This window comes from Pseudoalteromonas sp. Z1A8 (assembly GCF_011378855.1).
GTDB lineage: Bacteria > Pseudomonadota > Gammaproteobacteria > Enterobacterales > Alteromonadaceae > Pseudoalteromonas.
Genome location: NZ_WTLB01000009.1, coordinates 1 through 16,941, shown reverse-complemented (window position 1 = coordinate 16,941; position 16,941 = coordinate 1). Strand labels below are relative to the sequence as shown.

At 36.3% G+C, this 16,941-nt stretch carries 14 protein-coding genes; 1 reads left to right on the top strand and 13 read right to left on the bottom strand.

Annotation, left to right across the window (positions count from 1 at the left end; translation table 11 throughout):
- The 9 genes from GQR55_RS05355 to GQR55_RS05315 are packed head-to-tail and all read right to left on the bottom strand — an operon-like array spanning position 1 to position 9,127.
- Positions 1-1,221: a type II secretion system F family protein gene (locus tag GQR55_RS05355; RefSeq protein ID WP_166419745.1), complete on the bottom strand. Its 1,221-nt coding sequence runs from the start codon at positions 1,219-1,221 to the stop codon at positions 1-3.
- Complete coding sequence (locus GQR55_RS05350; protein ID WP_166419744.1) at positions 1,208-2,935, bottom strand: GspE/PulE family protein; 1,728 nt, start codon at positions 2,933-2,935, stop codon at positions 1,208-1,210. The genes GQR55_RS05355 and GQR55_RS05350 overlap by 14 nt, the downstream gene beginning before the upstream one ends.
- Positions 2,932-4,074 (bottom strand): tetratricopeptide repeat protein, encoded by a 1,143-nt coding sequence (locus tag GQR55_RS05345; protein ID WP_166419743.1) that lies wholly within the window; start codon positions 4,072-4,074, stop codon positions 2,932-2,934. The genes GQR55_RS05350 and GQR55_RS05345 overlap by 4 nt, the downstream gene beginning before the upstream one ends.
- Positions 4,071-4,973: an AAA family ATPase gene (locus GQR55_RS05340; protein ID WP_166419742.1), complete on the bottom strand. Its 903-nt coding sequence runs from the start codon at positions 4,971-4,973 to the stop codon at positions 4,071-4,073. Before GQR55_RS05340 ends, GQR55_RS05345 begins: the two co-directional genes overlap by 4 nt.
- A 2-nt stretch (positions 4,974-4,975) precedes the next feature.
- Entirely contained in the window at positions 4,976-6,628 is a 1,653-nt protein-coding gene (gene mshL, locus GQR55_RS05335) for a pilus (MSHA type) biogenesis protein MshL (protein ID WP_166419804.1), read from the bottom strand.
- Positions 6,612-6,938, bottom strand: a complete 327-nt coding sequence (locus tag GQR55_RS05330; protein ID WP_165724855.1) for an agglutinin biogenesis protein MshK — start codon at positions 6,936-6,938, stop codon at positions 6,612-6,614. Before GQR55_RS05330 ends, mshL begins: the two co-directional genes overlap by 17 nt.
- Positions 6,916-7,611 carry an agglutinin biogenesis protein MshJ gene (locus GQR55_RS05325; RefSeq protein WP_166419741.1) on the bottom strand — a complete coding sequence of 232 codons (696 nt, stop codon included), beginning with the start codon at positions 7,609-7,611 and terminating at the stop codon, positions 6,916-6,918. Before GQR55_RS05325 ends, GQR55_RS05330 begins: the two co-directional genes overlap by 23 nt.
- Positions 7,608-8,207 carry a PilN domain-containing protein gene (locus tag GQR55_RS05320; RefSeq protein WP_240916827.1) on the bottom strand — a complete coding sequence of 200 codons (600 nt, stop codon included), beginning with the start codon at positions 8,205-8,207 and terminating at the stop codon, positions 7,608-7,610. The genes GQR55_RS05325 and GQR55_RS05320 overlap by 4 nt, the downstream gene beginning before the upstream one ends.
- A complete protein-coding gene (locus tag GQR55_RS05315) occupies positions 8,204-9,127 on the bottom strand; it encodes an MSHA biogenesis protein MshI (RefSeq protein ID WP_165724857.1) in 924 nt (307 codons plus the stop codon). Before GQR55_RS05315 ends, GQR55_RS05320 begins: the two co-directional genes overlap by 4 nt.
- A 78-nt stretch (positions 9,128-9,205) precedes the next feature.
- Between GQR55_RS05315 and GQR55_RS05310 the strand changes: the two genes are divergently transcribed.
- Entirely contained in the window at positions 9,206-10,114 is a 909-nt protein-coding gene (locus GQR55_RS05310) for a pyridoxal-phosphate dependent enzyme (protein ID WP_166419740.1), read from the top strand.
- 3 nt (positions 10,115-10,117) lie between these two features.
- On the opposite strand, the gene GQR55_RS05305 is transcribed toward GQR55_RS05310, so the two are convergent.
- The 4 genes from GQR55_RS05305 to GQR55_RS05290 all read right to left on the bottom strand — a co-directional run bounded on the left by GQR55_RS05305 (position 10,118) and on the right by GQR55_RS05290 (position 16,758).
- The gene (locus GQR55_RS05305) at positions 10,118-11,806 is read right to left on the bottom strand and encodes an EAL domain-containing protein (protein WP_166419739.1); all 1,689 of its coding nucleotides are present in this window, start codon (positions 11,804-11,806) and stop codon (positions 10,118-10,120) included.
- Between the two features lie 246 nt (positions 11,807-12,052).
- Positions 12,053-13,069 carry an ACR3 family arsenite efflux transporter gene (gene arsB / locus GQR55_RS05300; RefSeq protein ID WP_166419738.1) on the bottom strand — a complete coding sequence of 339 codons (1,017 nt, stop codon included), beginning with the start codon at positions 13,067-13,069 and terminating at the stop codon, positions 12,053-12,055.
- Positions 13,070-13,079: 10 nt separating this feature from the next.
- Positions 13,080-13,796 carry an arsenical resistance protein ArsH gene (gene arsH, locus GQR55_RS05295; protein ID WP_166419737.1) on the bottom strand — a complete coding sequence of 239 codons (717 nt, stop codon included), beginning with the start codon at positions 13,794-13,796 and terminating at the stop codon, positions 13,080-13,082.
- Positions 13,797-13,977: 181 nt separating this feature from the next.
- Positions 13,978-16,758 (bottom strand): response regulator, encoded by a 2,781-nt coding sequence (locus tag GQR55_RS05290; RefSeq protein ID WP_166419736.1) that lies wholly within the window; start codon positions 16,756-16,758, stop codon positions 13,978-13,980.
- Positions 16,759-16,941 lie beyond the last annotated feature (183 nt).

Genomic DNA, 16,941 nt, shown 5'->3' with positions numbered 1-16,941 from the left:
TTAATTACCTTTAATCGCTGACATCATGTTCCACATCGGCATAAAAATACCTAATGCTAAAATCAGCACCATAATGGCAACAAACACTGTTAAAATAGGTTCTATTTTTGCGGTTAAACTACGTAGATCGTAATCAACTTCACGCTCATAATAATCGGCAGCCTCTTGAAGTAACTCATCAACCCGGCCTGTTTCTTCACCCACCGCAACCATCTGTAACACAAGCTGAGAAAACAGCTCAGAGCTTTTTGACGCTCTAAGTAAACTATCGCCCTTTTCTATATCTTGGCGCATAGTTATAATCGCTTTTTCCATATAGCTATTATCTACTGCATGCGCGGTTAGTGATAATCCAGTGGTCATAGGTACACCAGAGCGCAATACCATAGCTAAACTTTGACTGTAACGTGCAAGCAACGTACGTTTTAAAATATCGCCAATAAAGGGGATTTTTAATTTATATTGATCCCACTTGAAGCGTCCAGCATCTGTATTTAAATAACGTTTCCACGCGAGGACAGATCCAATACCCATTACCAACAGCAACCACCAATAGTTAACAAAAAAGTGACTGGTGCCAATTAATATTTGAGTCATTAACGGCAATTCGGCATCAAATTTGGCAAACATGCTCGCAAAGGTAGGAATTACAAAAATATTCAAAATAATCATGGCTCCTACTAAAGCCAAAATGACAAAAGTGGGATAGCGCATTGCTGCTTTTATACGTTTTCGGGTTTCCTGTTCTTTTTCAAAATAAATAGCGAGCTGGTAAAAAGCATCCTCTAACCGGCCAGAACCTTCACCAACCATTACCATTGACACGGTTAATCGGCTAAACACTTCATTATGTATCGCCATCGCACTGGATAAGTCACGGCCTTGTTCAAGCTGCCTGGTAACTTCCATCAAGACATTTTTAAATTCTTTATTTTGTGTTGTATCTGCCAGCCCAATCATTGCTCGTATAATTGGAATCCCTGCTTTTAGTAGCGAATACATTTGCCTAGAAAACATAATCATGTCGTCTAGCGTTATTTTTTCGACAAACAAGTTATCGAAAATTTTAATATTATTTTTGGTTTCAACTAATGAAATTGATATGGGTATAAATTGACGTTTTATTAAACTATCAGCTACGCCAGCTTGGTTGTTTGCTTCTAATTGGCCTTTAACCAATACACCCTTGCTGTCTTTCGCCTTATAGCTATATAGTTGCATCAATATCCCCTACTATTTCTGGGATATACTCAGCCACTTTAAATACTTCATCTAACGAGGTGATACCTTGCTTAGCGTAATTTAATGCCATTGTTGAAAGCGGTGAAAAGTTAGCACTATTTTTGGCCGCTTTTGCAAAGCCTTGTGTATCGTTAGCGCGCAATGCATCCATCATCGCATCATCCATTTCGAGTAACTCAAAAATACCTACTCGTCCTTTATAGCCACTGTGATTACATGCTGTGCAACCTTGCCCTTTAGAAAATTGAGCGTCAGTAACATTTTCGCCTAAGTATTTTAACCAGCTTAGTTCTTGGCGATCTGGTAGGTAAGGTACTTTACAGTCATTGCATACTCGCCTTACTAATCGCTGGGCAATAATAGCCCGCAGGGAGCTTGCCACTAAGTAAGCAGGTGCGCCCATGTCTATTAAGCGCATAGCGCTGGTAATGGCATCATTGGTATGTAACGTTGATAATACGAGGTGACCTGTTAAAGCGGCCCTTAATCCAATATCGACCGTTTCTTGGTCCCGCATTTCACCAACCATTATAATGTCGGGATCTTGCCTTAATGCTGTGCGTAAAATACTTGAAAAGCTCAACCCTATTTTATTATTTATTTGTACTTGGTTAATACGGCCAATACGATACTCAACCGGATCCTCTACGGTAATAATTTTACTTTCTTGTTGGTTTAACTCACTTAATGCGCCATAAAGTGTAGTTGTTTTGCCCGAACCTGTTGGCCCAGTAACTAAAACCATACCATGTGGACGTTTTATAATACTGCGTACACGCTTTAATATGTGTACTGGCATGCCTGTTTCATCTAACGATAATAATCCTGCAGATTGATCAAGCAAACGCATTACAACTGATTCACCATGCTGAATAGGCATGGTAGATAGGCGTACGTCAATGCTATGACTGCGTACTTTTATGTTAAAGCGACCATCTTGAGGAAGGCGTTTTTCAGATATATCTAATCCCGACATAAGCTTTAAACGTAATACTAATGCCGATGCTATTTTTACTTGGTTAAGAGTGTGCTCTTGTAATATGCCATCAATACGCTGACGGATACGCAATAAGCCTTCATCAGGCTCTATGTGAATATCGGATGCACGAACTTGCACAGCATCCTCAAATATAGATTGCAGTAACTTTACAACAGTTGCATCCGATGTTTCATCACCTAAAGAATTTAAATCAAACTCTTCTACATCTTGGTATTCTTCATGAAGTTGTTCTGCAAAGTTAGTAATTTCATCTGTACGACGATATACGTTGTCAAACGCAGCCATTATCTGACTTTCTTGTACAACGGCTAAGTCTATTCGTTTAGGAGCAAGCATAGTTGCAAGTTGATCAAGCCCTCTTAAATCAGCAGGGTCGCTCATTCCAACCAAAACAGAGTCGCCATTATCTTCAATAACTAATGCTCTATAACGACGCGCATAAACCTCAGATAAAAGCTTAGATACATCGTGTGATATTTTTCGCTGTGATATATCTAAAAAAGGCACTTGTAATTGTTGCGCTAAAAAACGCAATAGTTGTGGTTCACTGATAAACTCAAGTGTAATAAGCGTCGAGCCTAATTTACGACCTGTTGCCGCTTGAACATTTAGTGCTTCACTAAGTTGCGCTTCGGTGATCATGTGCTCGTGAACAAGTAAATCGCCTAAGCGCATCTTTAAACTAGGTCTCATACGGCCTCCTTTAGCGCAACTAAACGCTGTAATGCATGCTGGGTCATAGCTGTATTTAATCCACCTAAATCTAGAGCAACCTTATAAAGCTGCTTAGCATCAAGATATTCTCCTAATGCATCCTTTGATGTTGCAAGTGCCAGCCACCACTTAGCTTGACTAGGCTGTAGCTGTGTAAGATGTTTAAAGCTTTCAAGTGCTTTATGGTGCTTACTCGCACTTTGAGCCGCAGTTCCCTGCAGCACCCAAAAATCAAGATTCGCTTGAGATTCAAATTCATCAGTTAAAAGCAGTAATACGCCTTCATACTCCTGCTGCATAATGAGTATTTTGCTTAGCATTACACGCCATTCCAGTACGTTAGGGCTTTGACGAATACCTGCCTGTAAAACCTGCTGCGCAGAATTTATATCTTGTTGTTTAAAATAGGTTGCAGCCAGTAAATTTCTGGCTTCTACGTGTAAAGGCGATTGCGTTAAAATAGTGTTTAAATCACTAATGGCTTCGTTGTATAAACCAAACTGTATTGCCTGTTTAGCTGCAGCTAATTGCCCAATTAATAAATCCTGTGGCGACTTAGCTACTGGCGCACTTTTAGTCATCGTATTTTGAGGCTTAGCTTTAGCTACTGGAGTTATTTTTGGCTTGCTAACAGTAAACTCGCTAGCTGCCAATTTATTATCACTATCTAGTTTAGGGCTTTGTTTAACTTGGGCAATTACAATCGGATCTGCTATTGGCTGAGAAGCTAACAATGTAGCTTCATCCAACTTAGGCTCAACCAAATCATTATCTACTTGATTTACCGGCTCAACTTGCACAAACTTTTTCACAGTGTCTTGTCCAACTGAAGGATCTACAGTATTTTCGTCATCTTCAGAGTCAGATAAATTAGAGGTTATAACCGCAACCATTTTTTGCGGTAGCAAAGCAGGCTGACGTTGAGTTTCTTTTTTGTCTGCGTTCGGTAAATACAAGTACGCTAAAAAAATGACGCTTAGCATAATAAGTACAATTACAACTTTAAATGCAATATTCCTTAAGTCATATATTGGTTTTACATTTATGCCTTCTTGAACATTTACTTGCTTAGCTTCTCGTTGTTCAATATTTTTAAGCATATTATTTATAACGCTCATAACCACTGCCTCCATACCCAGATGGCAGCAATAGCTAAAATACTAAACATTAAAGCACTGTAGCTCCAATACTGACCTGTTCGGTATTTTGCGCAGTCTTCAGTATCTTTTATAGCAAGCTGAATATGGCGATTGGTTATTTTATTTAGCCCTTCACCATACGCTTGTAATAGTGCTTTATGGCATAAAATATTAACTAACCGAGGAATACCACGGCTTGCTCTGGCAATTTTAAGCCCCATACTATTATTAAATAAAGGAGGTCTATTAAACCCTGCAACTTGTAAGCGGTGATTTATATAATAAATAACCTCAGCACCAGTCATAGCCCTTAATTTATAAGAGAAACTAATACGTTGGCGTAATTGCCTTACTTTATTATTAGCTAGTTTTTCATCAAGTTCAGGTTGCCCAAATAACACAACTTGAATTAGCTTTTCACTTTCTGTCTCTAAGTTTGTAAATAATCGCAGTGCTTCTAGAGTCTCCCAACTCAAGCATTGCGCTTCATCTATCAAAAGGACTACACGCTCATTATCTTCTTGTAAATCCAATAAATGATGATTTATAAGCTGCCCAAGTGCTTGCTGATCTAATGCTTTATCTACATCCATACCAAGCTCTATTGCAATGGCCCATCTAAGCTCTTCAGGACTTAAATAAGAATTAGGTAAATAAGCAACAATGTAATCTGGCTCAAGCTGGTTCAATAACTTTCTACAAAGTAGCGTTTTACCTGTGCCAACTTCACCTGTGACTTTAATAAACCCTTCACCCATTTCTATTGCGGTTGTAAGTACCTGCATCGCTTCGTGATGAGGTTCAAGCGCACAAAAAAACTCCGTATTTGGGGTTAACGTGAAAGGCATTTCACTTAAACTGAAAAAGCGCAAATACATAGTTAATTTTCATACCAAGTATTTAAAAGTCTGCGAGTTTCGCCTTGCTGTTTTTTCCAAGTATCCGGCATAACAACCGTTGGCTTGATTAAAATAATCAGCTCTTTTTTCTCTTGGCGCTTACGTATACTTTTAAATAAATTACCAAAAATCGGAATGTCACCTAATACCGGTGTTTTTGATTCTTCATCTTCTGTTGTCGTTTGCATTAAACCGCCAATAACAACTATCTCACCACTTTGTGCACGAATTACCGTATCTGACTCTCTAATATTGCTTTGCGCTAGTGGCAACTCAAAACGCTGATCATCTAACGTGATTACTTTTAATTGCTCTTCGGTTTCAGTCACTGAGGGATGTACATGTAAAATTACTGAGCCGTACTTATCAATTTGTGGCGTTACATCTAGTGCAATACCCGAAAAGAAAGGCGTTAAATCAATCTCTGGCGATGTTGTTGTTGAAGTACCTGTCACTGTTGTGCTCGATACATTCGTTACAAAGTATTCATCTTGTCCTACTTTTATAACAGCTTTTTGATTGTTTGTTGCGGTTACCCGAGGATTAGATAGCATTTGTACATCACCTTGCGTTTCAAGCAAGTTAATAACGCCGTTAAAATCCCCTTTTTGAATTGTTAACGACGATGACCCGCCTAAAACAGCCGATATACTATTACTAATCGTTGTACCTGCGGTTGTTGCAAACGATACACCACCTTCTAACCCACTTGATATTCTTTCCCAGTTAACCCCTTGCTGGTATTCATCTTTTAAGGTTATTTCTATAATTTTAGCTTCAAGAATAACCTGGCGCTGTAAGTTTTCTTGGCTTTGACGCAAAAACTCTTTTAACTGACTAATCTCACTTGGTAATGCATTAACCGTTACCAAACTTGCTTGTGGGCTAGCAACAACATAGCGCCCTTCACTTGCACCAATTAACGACTTAAGAGCAAGCTCTAACTCTTTCCAAAAATCATTTTTATTAATTGTTTGAATACGAGAACCATTTAACTCTAAACTTTCATTATCACTGCCAAACTCTTGGCTTCCTTGGTTAGAGTTACTAGAACGACTAGAACTGCCACTGTTTTGCGCAAACTGGCTTACGCCCCCTGCTACAACACTTACTGTTGATAATCCATTACGCTGCATCATTAAATAGTTTACGGGTATTGTTTCGGTACGCATTTTAGCTGGTAGCACCTGTACAATACGCCCTTCGTTAACTATATCTAAAGGGTACATGCGTTTAATAACCGCAATCACTTCATTAAATGTCACACTTTTGAGATTTAAACTAATAGTGCCACTCACCTCAGGATGTACAGCAACACTAAAAGGGGTGTCGTCTGTTAAGCCGGCAAAAAAGGCGCCTATTTCAACGTCATTAGCGGCTACATCAAAACGCTTTATAGATAAATCATCACTTATAGTTTGCTCATTATTTATTGATGATAGTAGGCTTTGTGTAAGCTCACTCGGCATCTGTAAAGGCGCAATCGCTTTAGCTTCCACAGGTTTTTCAGCCAGCTCTTGTTCTATATGAGTTTTAACTTCTTTACCAGGCTTAAAGCTATGGCAAGCCGTTAAAAATGTAGGCAATAACAGGAGAACAAGCCACGGGTAAGATAAATTATTTTTTAATTTCATAGTCATATAATTCTAATTTTATTTGTTTATCGTCATTTGCTAGCACAACCTTTTTTGAGTTTATGCTTAGCACCCGAAAATCGTCTACAGCATCACCCACTCGATAAATATGGCCAGAAATAATAGCCTTAAATGCGGTACTGTTTTTAATAATAGATTGCAATTTAAGTTCTGTGTTTTGAGTTACACTCTTGTTGTTATTTACATACATATTTGGTTGAGTAGGATCACGTAATTGCGCTAATGCACTGGGTGCGAAAGTGAACAAAAGTAATAAAAAACATAAATTATAATGCGATAAATTTTTCATTGGCGCTCACTGTAGCAATTTGTAAAGTTAGCTCAGCTTGTGGGTACGTTAGTACCTGGTAACTAAACTCTTGTATTAACAATTTTTCTTGGTTATTTTTTAATGCTGCTAAATATTTTTGTAAGCTAAAATAACTACCTTCTAAAGTAACCACCATCTGATGCTCAAAAAATAACGTTTGCGTATCATGCTCACCCAATTTTTCAACATCTATAGCCTGCGCAGGTTTTACATTAAAGCTGCTTACTTTCACATCGCTACTATCTACGAGTAAATCTTTTAAAACAGCAGGTACATTTTTAGCAGCAATAAAACCTTGGCTAAAACTATTGAGCTGATTATTAATGTCCTCTAGTTCATTTCTTGTTTGCGCTATTTGACCACGTAAAATTTTAGTATAATCGTGATTTAGTGCTTGGTTTAGCATTGAAAGCTGTGCATTTATTTGCTGTAACTCCTGCAGCGCTGCATTTTGTTCAGAACGAATATGAGCAACTTCATCTTGCTGTGGAAAAATAACAAACCACAAGCCAAGGTAAATCACCACAAATAAGCCAACAAATACTGTTGAATACTTCTCACGCTTTTGCAGCGATGCAAATTGCGCTTGATACTTAGCCCACATAGGCCAGCCTTTGTTCTTTTTACTTTGGCTATTTATTTTGTTGTTCATGGTTTAGCGCCTTTATCAGTAAGGTCGGTCGCCACATTAAATTCACTCAAACCATCTTTTGTTGACAGTTCTAAAACTGAAAATTCTTTATCAATGAAAAAAGGTGATTGCTTTAAATTATTAAACCACATAGGTAAAGATTTTGACTGCGATACCTGCCCTTGAAGCGTAACACTTTGCCCTACAAATTTAATATGGGTAAGCCAGATATTAGGCTCGTGATACTTGGCTAAATCTTGCATAACCTGCGCATAGTCGGTTGCAGATTGATTCGAACTTTGCTCTAAATAGCTAAATATTTGCTGTTTATGTAAAACTTCTTGCTGAAGTGTTTTTAACTCATTAATGAAGAGCGTTTTCTTTTGCTTCTCTGCTAATTGCTGTTTTACAACTTCTAGCTGGGCTTTCCCTTGCTTGAGGTATTGCCTATTTTGTTCTAAATCAAGCTCACTTGAATAGGCTTTATAACTATAAAAAGCCCAGGTGATTGCAATAATTAATAGCGCACCTAACCACAGCGTAATCATTCCCGATAAAGGGACTGGGTCTCGCCGTACTCGTAAGCTTTTTTGATAAAAATTAATCCGGGTTTTCATAGCACAGACTCCGGATCAGTTAATTGATAGGCAGCACCAAGTGCATAATAAAAGTTAGGTTCCAATTGCTTCGCTAATTCTAAATTGGGCGCAAAATCTACAACCTTTACTTGTAAAAATTCTGCAAGACCAGCCCTAAGAGTCAATGACGATAAGTCGTCGCACTGTAACTGAATGCTGCGAATTGGCGGTTGCTTGAGCTGGCTTTCAAAAAAGTCCATAGAACGCTGAATTTCTAATCCTAACGCTTCTACTAATTCTTGATTTTGATCTTTATCAGAAATACCTAAAAAACCGTTTAATCGTCTAGCTAATACTAATTGTCCATTACGAATAATTAAGATTCGAGGCTCATGATTAACATGTTGCACAATTAGCATATGCGCTTCTTTATACGCGCCAAACAAGGTAACTAAAATCATCTCTTCGGAGGTCATTGCACGTAAAACAGGCTTGGTTTGCTCAAAACTATCTATAAACGGAAGTAGCTGCAGCTTATTAGTAATAAATACATTCATTTTGCTGCTTTGCATTGGTAACGTTATAGGGTAATCAATAAAGTCAGCAACTATGTTTTCAGGTGCTATATCAACTAAATCTTTTGTAGTCCAAGGGAGTGACTGGATGATTTCTTCATCGCTAAGGTTTGGTTTATCCATTTGCACTATTTGATAAAAATAGTGTGGTACAACTAAATTTACTGCACACACGTCGTTAGAAACTTGATTTGTGCAAGCAACAATAGCAGCGGTATAATCGGTTTGCTCAGATACATTTACACTATGTGAACTATGCACCATCCATTGGTCGCGTTGTTTTTTTAAACATACTGCGTTTACAGTATCTGCATACGTTGCAACACCAATAGCTGTATTAGGATCTAAACTACGATTTAACCAAGAAAACAGCTTTTCTTTCATATAGCTACTATTGTTAATTATGTATTAACCAAGTGTCGTACATTTTATTTACTTTGCCAAGTTGAAAACTAATAAAAAATGCATCAATCATTCAAAATAAACGAAAATAACCATATTCAACAAATAGATACAACGTTTCTAAAAAAGAGAAATATTTATTTAGGTGTAAAACGTGACGATCTATTACATCCGCTAATAAGTGGTAACAAATGGCGTAAATTAAAATATAATTTAGCGCATATGCAAAAGATAAATAAAACAGAACTACTTACTTTTGGTGGTGCGTTCTCAAACCATATTCACGCCTGCGCAGCAGCAGGAAAAGAATTTGGCATTAAAACACATGCAATTATTCGCGGGCCAGAACTTGATAACAACAACCCAACAATTCAATTTGCTAAGCAATGCGATATGCACCTACATGTTGTTAACCGTATAGAATATCGAAAACGCCACGACACTGATTACCTTGATACTTTACAAGAGCGCTTCCCCAATGCTTATATAATTCCTGAAGGAGGTACAAATGAGCACGCCTTATTAGGGTGTAAAGAGTTAGTACAAAGCTTACCTGAGCATAACTACTTAGTTTGCCCCACTGGCAGTGGTGGCACACTTGCTGGATTAATCGAAGGTAGCGCTCCAACAACAAAGGTAATAGGCGTTGCCGTATTAAAACAAGCTGATTATTTAAATGAAGAAATTAAAAAACTAAGTAACAAAGCTAAAAACCAAAATAATTGGCAGTTACTCACAGAGTTTCATGGTGGTGGCTATGGTAAGTTTTCACCTGAGTTATGGCAGTTTTGCCAGGATATGGGCCGCACTTATAATTTACCGCTTGAACCTATTTATAGTGGAAAAATGATGTATGCATTATGGCAACTTATTGAGCAAGATTATTTCCCATCTGGGAGTAAAATTATAGCTGTTCATACCGGCGGGCTTCAAGGCTTAAATGGCTTAAAATACAGAGGCCTAATCTAGAAATCAATTAAATACCGCTTGCGTAAACTCTTGAAGAGGTTCTGAAAAGTAAAAACCTTGAGCCCCTACCACTCCCAATTTACCAAGGGTAAATAGCTCTTTTTGAGTATCTACGCCAACCGCATATACGGGTAGATTTAAAAGATTTGCAGCTTCTACTATTTTTTTTATTTTCTTTTGATTTTGAGTGTTTTCATTTAATAAATGAACCAGTTCGTATGATAATTTTAGCCCGCACACTTGGCTGTAACCAACTAACATGGCTACTTTTTCACTACTTTTTATATTATCAATCACAATGTGTGAATGGCCTTTTTTGATTACATTAAGTGCATTAGTTAGCAACTCCCTATGAGTAAAAAATTCTATTTCACTTATTTCAAATTGTAATTTAGCATTTAATTTAAACTCTGCCATTTGATTAGTTACCCATTCCCAAAATGCATTATTAAACCAATTTTTAGGATGTAGATTTATACTAACGGTCAAAGCTGAAGGCTCACTCAGCATAAGCTTTTTAACTTGTGTTATTACAGCTTTATCTAATATTAAAGCGTCTTGATTACTATAAACTTGCTTAATAAAATAACGAGCAGCGAGTAAACCAAGTTGGCTATGCCTAACCCTAATAAGAGCCTCATGCTGTAAAATTTCACCGCTAGAGAGCTCAAATAAAGGTTGGAAGAATAATATAAACTTATTTTTTTTAATGTTTTCGATAACTTGCTTACTAGAGAGTAGTTTTTCTTGGCAATGATTTAAAGCTAAGCGATGACAGTGCTGTAATAAATTGCTTTGCGATAACACGAGTGCTGATTTTGCTAACTGATAAACTGTAACTTGGTCAGCGCCTATTTGATAATCACACGCACCTATTTTAATATCTTTATGGGTAATATTTTTTTGATGATTTTGACATATTAAAAACAAATTTTTATGGAGCTTTTCTACATAGCTATCTAATTCATTAATAGGGATATTTGGTAAGGTGACAGCTAAGTAACTAGAATTTAGTTCTTTTACTGACGCACCTTTAAGTTCGGTCAATTTTTTAATAATTAATACTTTAAAACTGGCTTCTTTATCCGTTTTTTTATCAAAACTACAATCACACTCAATAAGTAAAAATAAACTATGTGATACTGCATTAGCCCCATATAAAGAGCTTAGCTCGCAGCTTTTCACTTGTTTAATTAGCTGAGTTTTTTTCTGTTTTTGTTGAGTCGTTTTAGTGGGTTGTATAACTTGATTTTTAAGTGCTACTTTATGGTTTACTTTTAGTAACCTCCACCAGCGATAAGACCAGTTAACAGCACCTAATATGATCAAATTTAATAATATAAATAAGTAACTTTGTGTTACCCATGCAGGGTAATGATAGAGGCTCAAACTTAGCGTTTTATAAGTAAAAACTTCGCGTTCTAAATTTACTAAGGACCTAAAATGCTCTGCAGATTTTTGCACTTCCAGCATAAAGCCTTCACTTTTAGCTAATGCGATCAGCACATCATTATTTATAGAGGGAGATAAATTTAATTCAAAAACCTGTTTAACAAACTGCTGCCCAGAAACATGCACTTTTTGATGTAATGCATCATTCAAAATGAAATTAAAACTAATAAGCATCATCAAAAATAAAACAAAAGAGATACCCTTGAAGTTTTTTAAAAGCCAGTGTTTAGTCTTTTGCATAGCCTGCCACTCGTTAAATTATTAACTAAAGTGTTGTTCAAGATCTATAGAAGTACAAGGCTCTACACTAAGTTTAAATGTTTATTAATAGCGCTAAACAAAAAAGCTTCAGATAAACGAGAGCTTACAAAAACAAACAGCTATGCCCTTTATTTTATAGTTAGATTAAATCTAGCTCCTCAGGCTTAAGTTAATATTAGATGTTTCGCAATTGAAACCATGCAGCATAGCAATCATGCTCTAGCCCTAGTTAAACCAATGGCGTGTTTTGTTAGCAAAATACACTAAGCTGAGCATTACAGGGACTTCTACTAACACACCTACTACGGTTGCAAGTGCAGCACCAGAGTGTAAACCAAACAATGAAATAGCCACTGCAACTGCTAACTCAAAAAAATTAGATGTTGCGATCATGCACGCTGGCGCCGCTATATTGTGCTCTAGCTTCATTTTTTTTGCGGCAAAATAAGCAATAGCAAAAATACCATAGGTTTGAATCAGTAGCGGAATAGCTATAAGTACAATCGCTTCGGGGTTGGCTAAAATAGTTTGTGACTGAAAACCAAATAATAAAGCGACTGTCGCTAATAATCCCACAATAGAATAGGGTTTCATAATGCTCAAAAACTGATTGAGTCTAGAATGATCCTCGGCTTTATCAAGTTTTTTACGCGTAACCGCACCTAAAATTAATGGTATAAGTACATACAACACCACAGATAAAAATAACGTATCCCACGGTACTGTTATATCGGTTACACCCAGTAATAAACCCGCTATAGGTGCAAATGCAAATATCATAATAATATCGTTAATAGATACCTGCACTAGCGTATAGTTAGCATCGCCTTTAGTCAGTTGGCTCCATATAAATACCATTGCAGTACATGGCGCAACACCCAGTAAAATCATGCCTGCAATATATTCAGTTGCAGTTTTTGGGTCGACCCAGTCTGCAAATATACCCTTAAAAAATAGCCAACCTAAAAATGCCATTGTAAATGGTTTAATAAGCCAATTAAGTACAATGGTTAGTAATAACCCTTTTGGCTTTTTACCCACGTCTTTAATAGATGAAAAATCAATTTGAACCATCATTGGATAAATCATTAGCCAAATAAGTATCGCTATTACTATATTTACATGCGCATATTCAAAGCTTGCTATTAGTATAAATAGCTCTGGTATTATTGAGCCTGTAAAAATACCAACAGCGATTGCTAAGGCTACCCAAACAGAAAGATACCGCTCAAATAATCCCATTTATCCCCCCCTAAATAGAGCGTTGATTAACGCGTTGGCTAAGATCTTCTGCAGATTCCACTCGTTCAGAATAGCGATCTACAAAGTAATCTTTTTGATCTCGTAATAATAAAGTAAATTTAATCAGCTCTTCCATAACATCAACAATCCGATTGTAGAGCGCAGAGGGTTTCATCCGTCCATTTTCTTCAAACTCTAAGTGCGCTTGTGGCACTGACGACTGATTAGGTATTGTTACCATGCGCATCCACCGCCCTAATACTCGTAGTTGGTTCACCACATTGAATGATTGCGAACCGCCACTAACTTGCAACACAGCTAATGTTTTACCTTGCGTTGGCCTTACACCTCCTAGACTAAGAGGGATCCAATCAATTTGATTTTTGAATATACTCGTCATTGAGCCATGACGTTCTGGTGAGCACCATACCTGCCCTTCTGACCAAAGCATTAAATCTCGCAACTCTTGTACTTTAGGGTGTGATTCATCTTCACTATCGGTTTGAGGTAAACCTTCAGGGTTAAAAATTTTAACCTCAGCACCAAAATGCGTTAATAAACGAGCGCTCTCCTCTATAACTAACTTGCTATAAGAACGCGCTCTTAATGAGCCATATAACAATAAAATTTTAGGTTTATGCTCAGAAAAACTAACGTTAAAATTTGATGTGAGTGGAACAACACTGTGTGCTTTATTTGTATTTGGTAACCCATTAACTTCTGACATTGATAACTCAACCTTTGGTAAAAACAAACATATGAAAAACCGTATATATGAAATTTCACACATAAAGTTCTATGAGTCAAACTCTATTTTATAAAATTTACTTTTAAGTTATTTAAAATTAGCTCAAGACAATGGGAGGTATTATGGTAGATATCTGATATAAATAATTTTAATGGTTCAACTATTTACTCAAGCAGTGGATTATAGTTTCACGTAATTTTTGCGCTTTAATTGGTTTTGCAACATGGGCATTCATGCCAATAGATAAGTATCGTGTAATATCATCTTTCATAACGTTAGCTGTTAAGGCGATTATTGGGATGTTTGCGATAGTTTCGTCATTATCACTACGAATAATTTGACTCGCCTCAACACCATCCATTATAGGCATATGAATATCCATCAAAATAATATCAAACGCTTCCGATTTTACTATTTGAATACATTCCAATCCATTGTCGACCAAATGAATTTGGGCACCAGCATTTTCAAGTATATTTGTAACGATTATTCTGTTGATCGAGTTATCTTCCACAACTAATATTTTGATACCCGCCAGTGACTTTTCACTGACGATATTGGCTACAGGAGCTTTATTTATAGAGCCCAACACTTTACGTTCAATCGCCTCATACAAAACACTCGTATATACAGGTTTATGCAAAATAGTTTGTATACTGACTTTCTTGCCTGCATCATTAATTAAACTTTCATCACTCATTGTAAGTACGATAATCTTGCTATAAAGCTGGGGGCTAATACTATGAATACGTATTAAAAAGGTTTCGCAACTCATCACTGGCATTGCCCAGTCAACAATAATGGCTTTAAATTTTTCTTTATTCTGCTCAATAATATCAATAGCTTGCTTAACTGAGCAGCAACTTGTACACACTAACCCCATAGCACTAAGTTGACTCCCAATTACCTCAAGGTCATCTTTATTATCATCAATAATTAATACTTCAAACGGATCAGTAAAAGTTAGGCCGGGAGTATCTTCAATCAATACCTTATTATTCAATTTCACCTTAATCGAAGCTATAAATTCACTACCTACACCTTGGGTACTTTTTACCGTTATATCACCACCCATCGATTGGCATAAACGCTTACTTATTGTTAATCCTAAGCCTGTGCCACCAAACTTTCTGGTTGTAGAGCTATCTGCCTGAGTAAAAGATTCAAATAAATCGACTAGGTTTTGTGCAGCTATACCAATACCGGTATCTTTAACAATGAAATACAAACAAACACTCTTAGGATCGGCTAATGATCTTTTCGATTCTATTGATACTGATACAAAGCCATGAGTAGTAAATTTAATTGCGTTAGAGCATAAATTTAGTAGCACTTGGTTTATTCGAACTACATCACCGATTAAATCGAGTTTAACTTCCTTATCAATAACAATATCAAATGTGATCCCTTTGCTTTGAGCTAGCTCATCAAAAGTTGCTTTGATGTAGTCAACAACCGAATTTACAGAAAAAGGAAACTCCTCAAGGTTGATGTTTCCAGACTCAATTTTTGAAAAGTCTAAAATATCATTAATTACAATGAGCAACTGGTCAGAAGAATATTTTATTTTATCTAAATACTGTTTTTGCTCTGGTGGTAAATTGCTGTCTAATAAAATATTAGTAAGTCCAATAACACCATTCATTGGAGTTCTTATTTCATGACTCATATTAGCTAAAAAGTCTGATTTTATTGACGCTGAATGTTCGGCTTCATTTTTTGCAATTAACAACTCTTCCGTTCGCTGCTCAACTCTATATTCTAATTTAAGTTTTTCGCTATCAAGCTCCTTTAATAATTGAACTCGCTTACTATTTAAAAGTAGTACAAAAGCTAAAAAACCACTCAATATTGTGATTACTGCAATTGCGCTATAAATAAGCATTTTATTTTGTTCAAAATATGAGGGTTGATTATTAATAATAATAGAATGTTCAGGCAGGTTTTTGGGGGCTATCTCAAACTTTTTTAATTGTTTAAAATCATAATAGTAAGTACTTAACTGATCGCTATCGACCGGTTCTAAATATTTATTATTATCAAAAAAAACTATTGATTCGGCAACTCGAGCGCCTATTTTTTCACCCGATAGCAAATATCCTCCAACAATCCCCGAACCTAACAGTGAATGCCAATAACTAAAAATAGGAACAGAGCTGTTACTTGTTAGTCGCTCCACAAATTGAAATGGGCTAAGCACCGTATCGTTATAACGTCTAAAAATCGGCGTAAATAGTATTATTGAATCAGCGGGCGCATTATTTACTTTGTTTATTAACTCATCGGCAGGTAAATCAAACCACTTTTCTAACTTTAAATGCGAAAAGTCTCTATTAATAATCGGCATAAGATGTTGGTAAAAATTAGACCCTATACCACTTTTTCTATCCAGGATAACAATTAACTTTTTAGGGTTTGTTAAGTTAACAGCGTTTATTACCCCTTGCTTATAATTTAGTTTGGGTCGAATAATAATTCCATTTTCATTTTTTGGTACTTTAAACTTACCACCCGGTGTTAGGTATATTATTGGTATCCCTGTAAATAAAGTGTCAAATTCAGATAATAATGAGGCAGCAGGAACGCCTCGACTAATAATTATATCTATTCTTTTATCGTAATATTTCTGTTGTAAATAAGCCTTCATCAATCGCTTTTGTCGCATTTCATTGAATCGACCAACGTCCATATTTTCAATAAAAAGATCAAAACCGGCATTGCGCTCTAATAATTCAGAACGTAATCCCCTCTCGACACTTTGCTGCCATGGAGAATCTTGGTTTAGAGAGTTTATTAGTAAAACTTGGGTTGTATTTTTTGAAGAGATTTTTTTTTGAATTATTTTTTTTGAAGCAATTGTATCTGAAATATTTGTGAGCGCTTGTACATTAAGGCTCAGTAGCTGAAAAAAAAGAAATACAGTCACTAAATAGGTTTTCATATTTCTCATAGATTCGTTCAAAAAAAGTCTGTAGAGGATAGATTGCAATCATTTATATATCAACTAATACAAGCCTCATAAAAACAAAAAGCCGCTATTTAGCTAACACCGATCAGTTAAGGTATTTTTGATCGGTTGACCGATCTTTTGGTTGCTTCACAATACCCTTATCATCTTTTGATT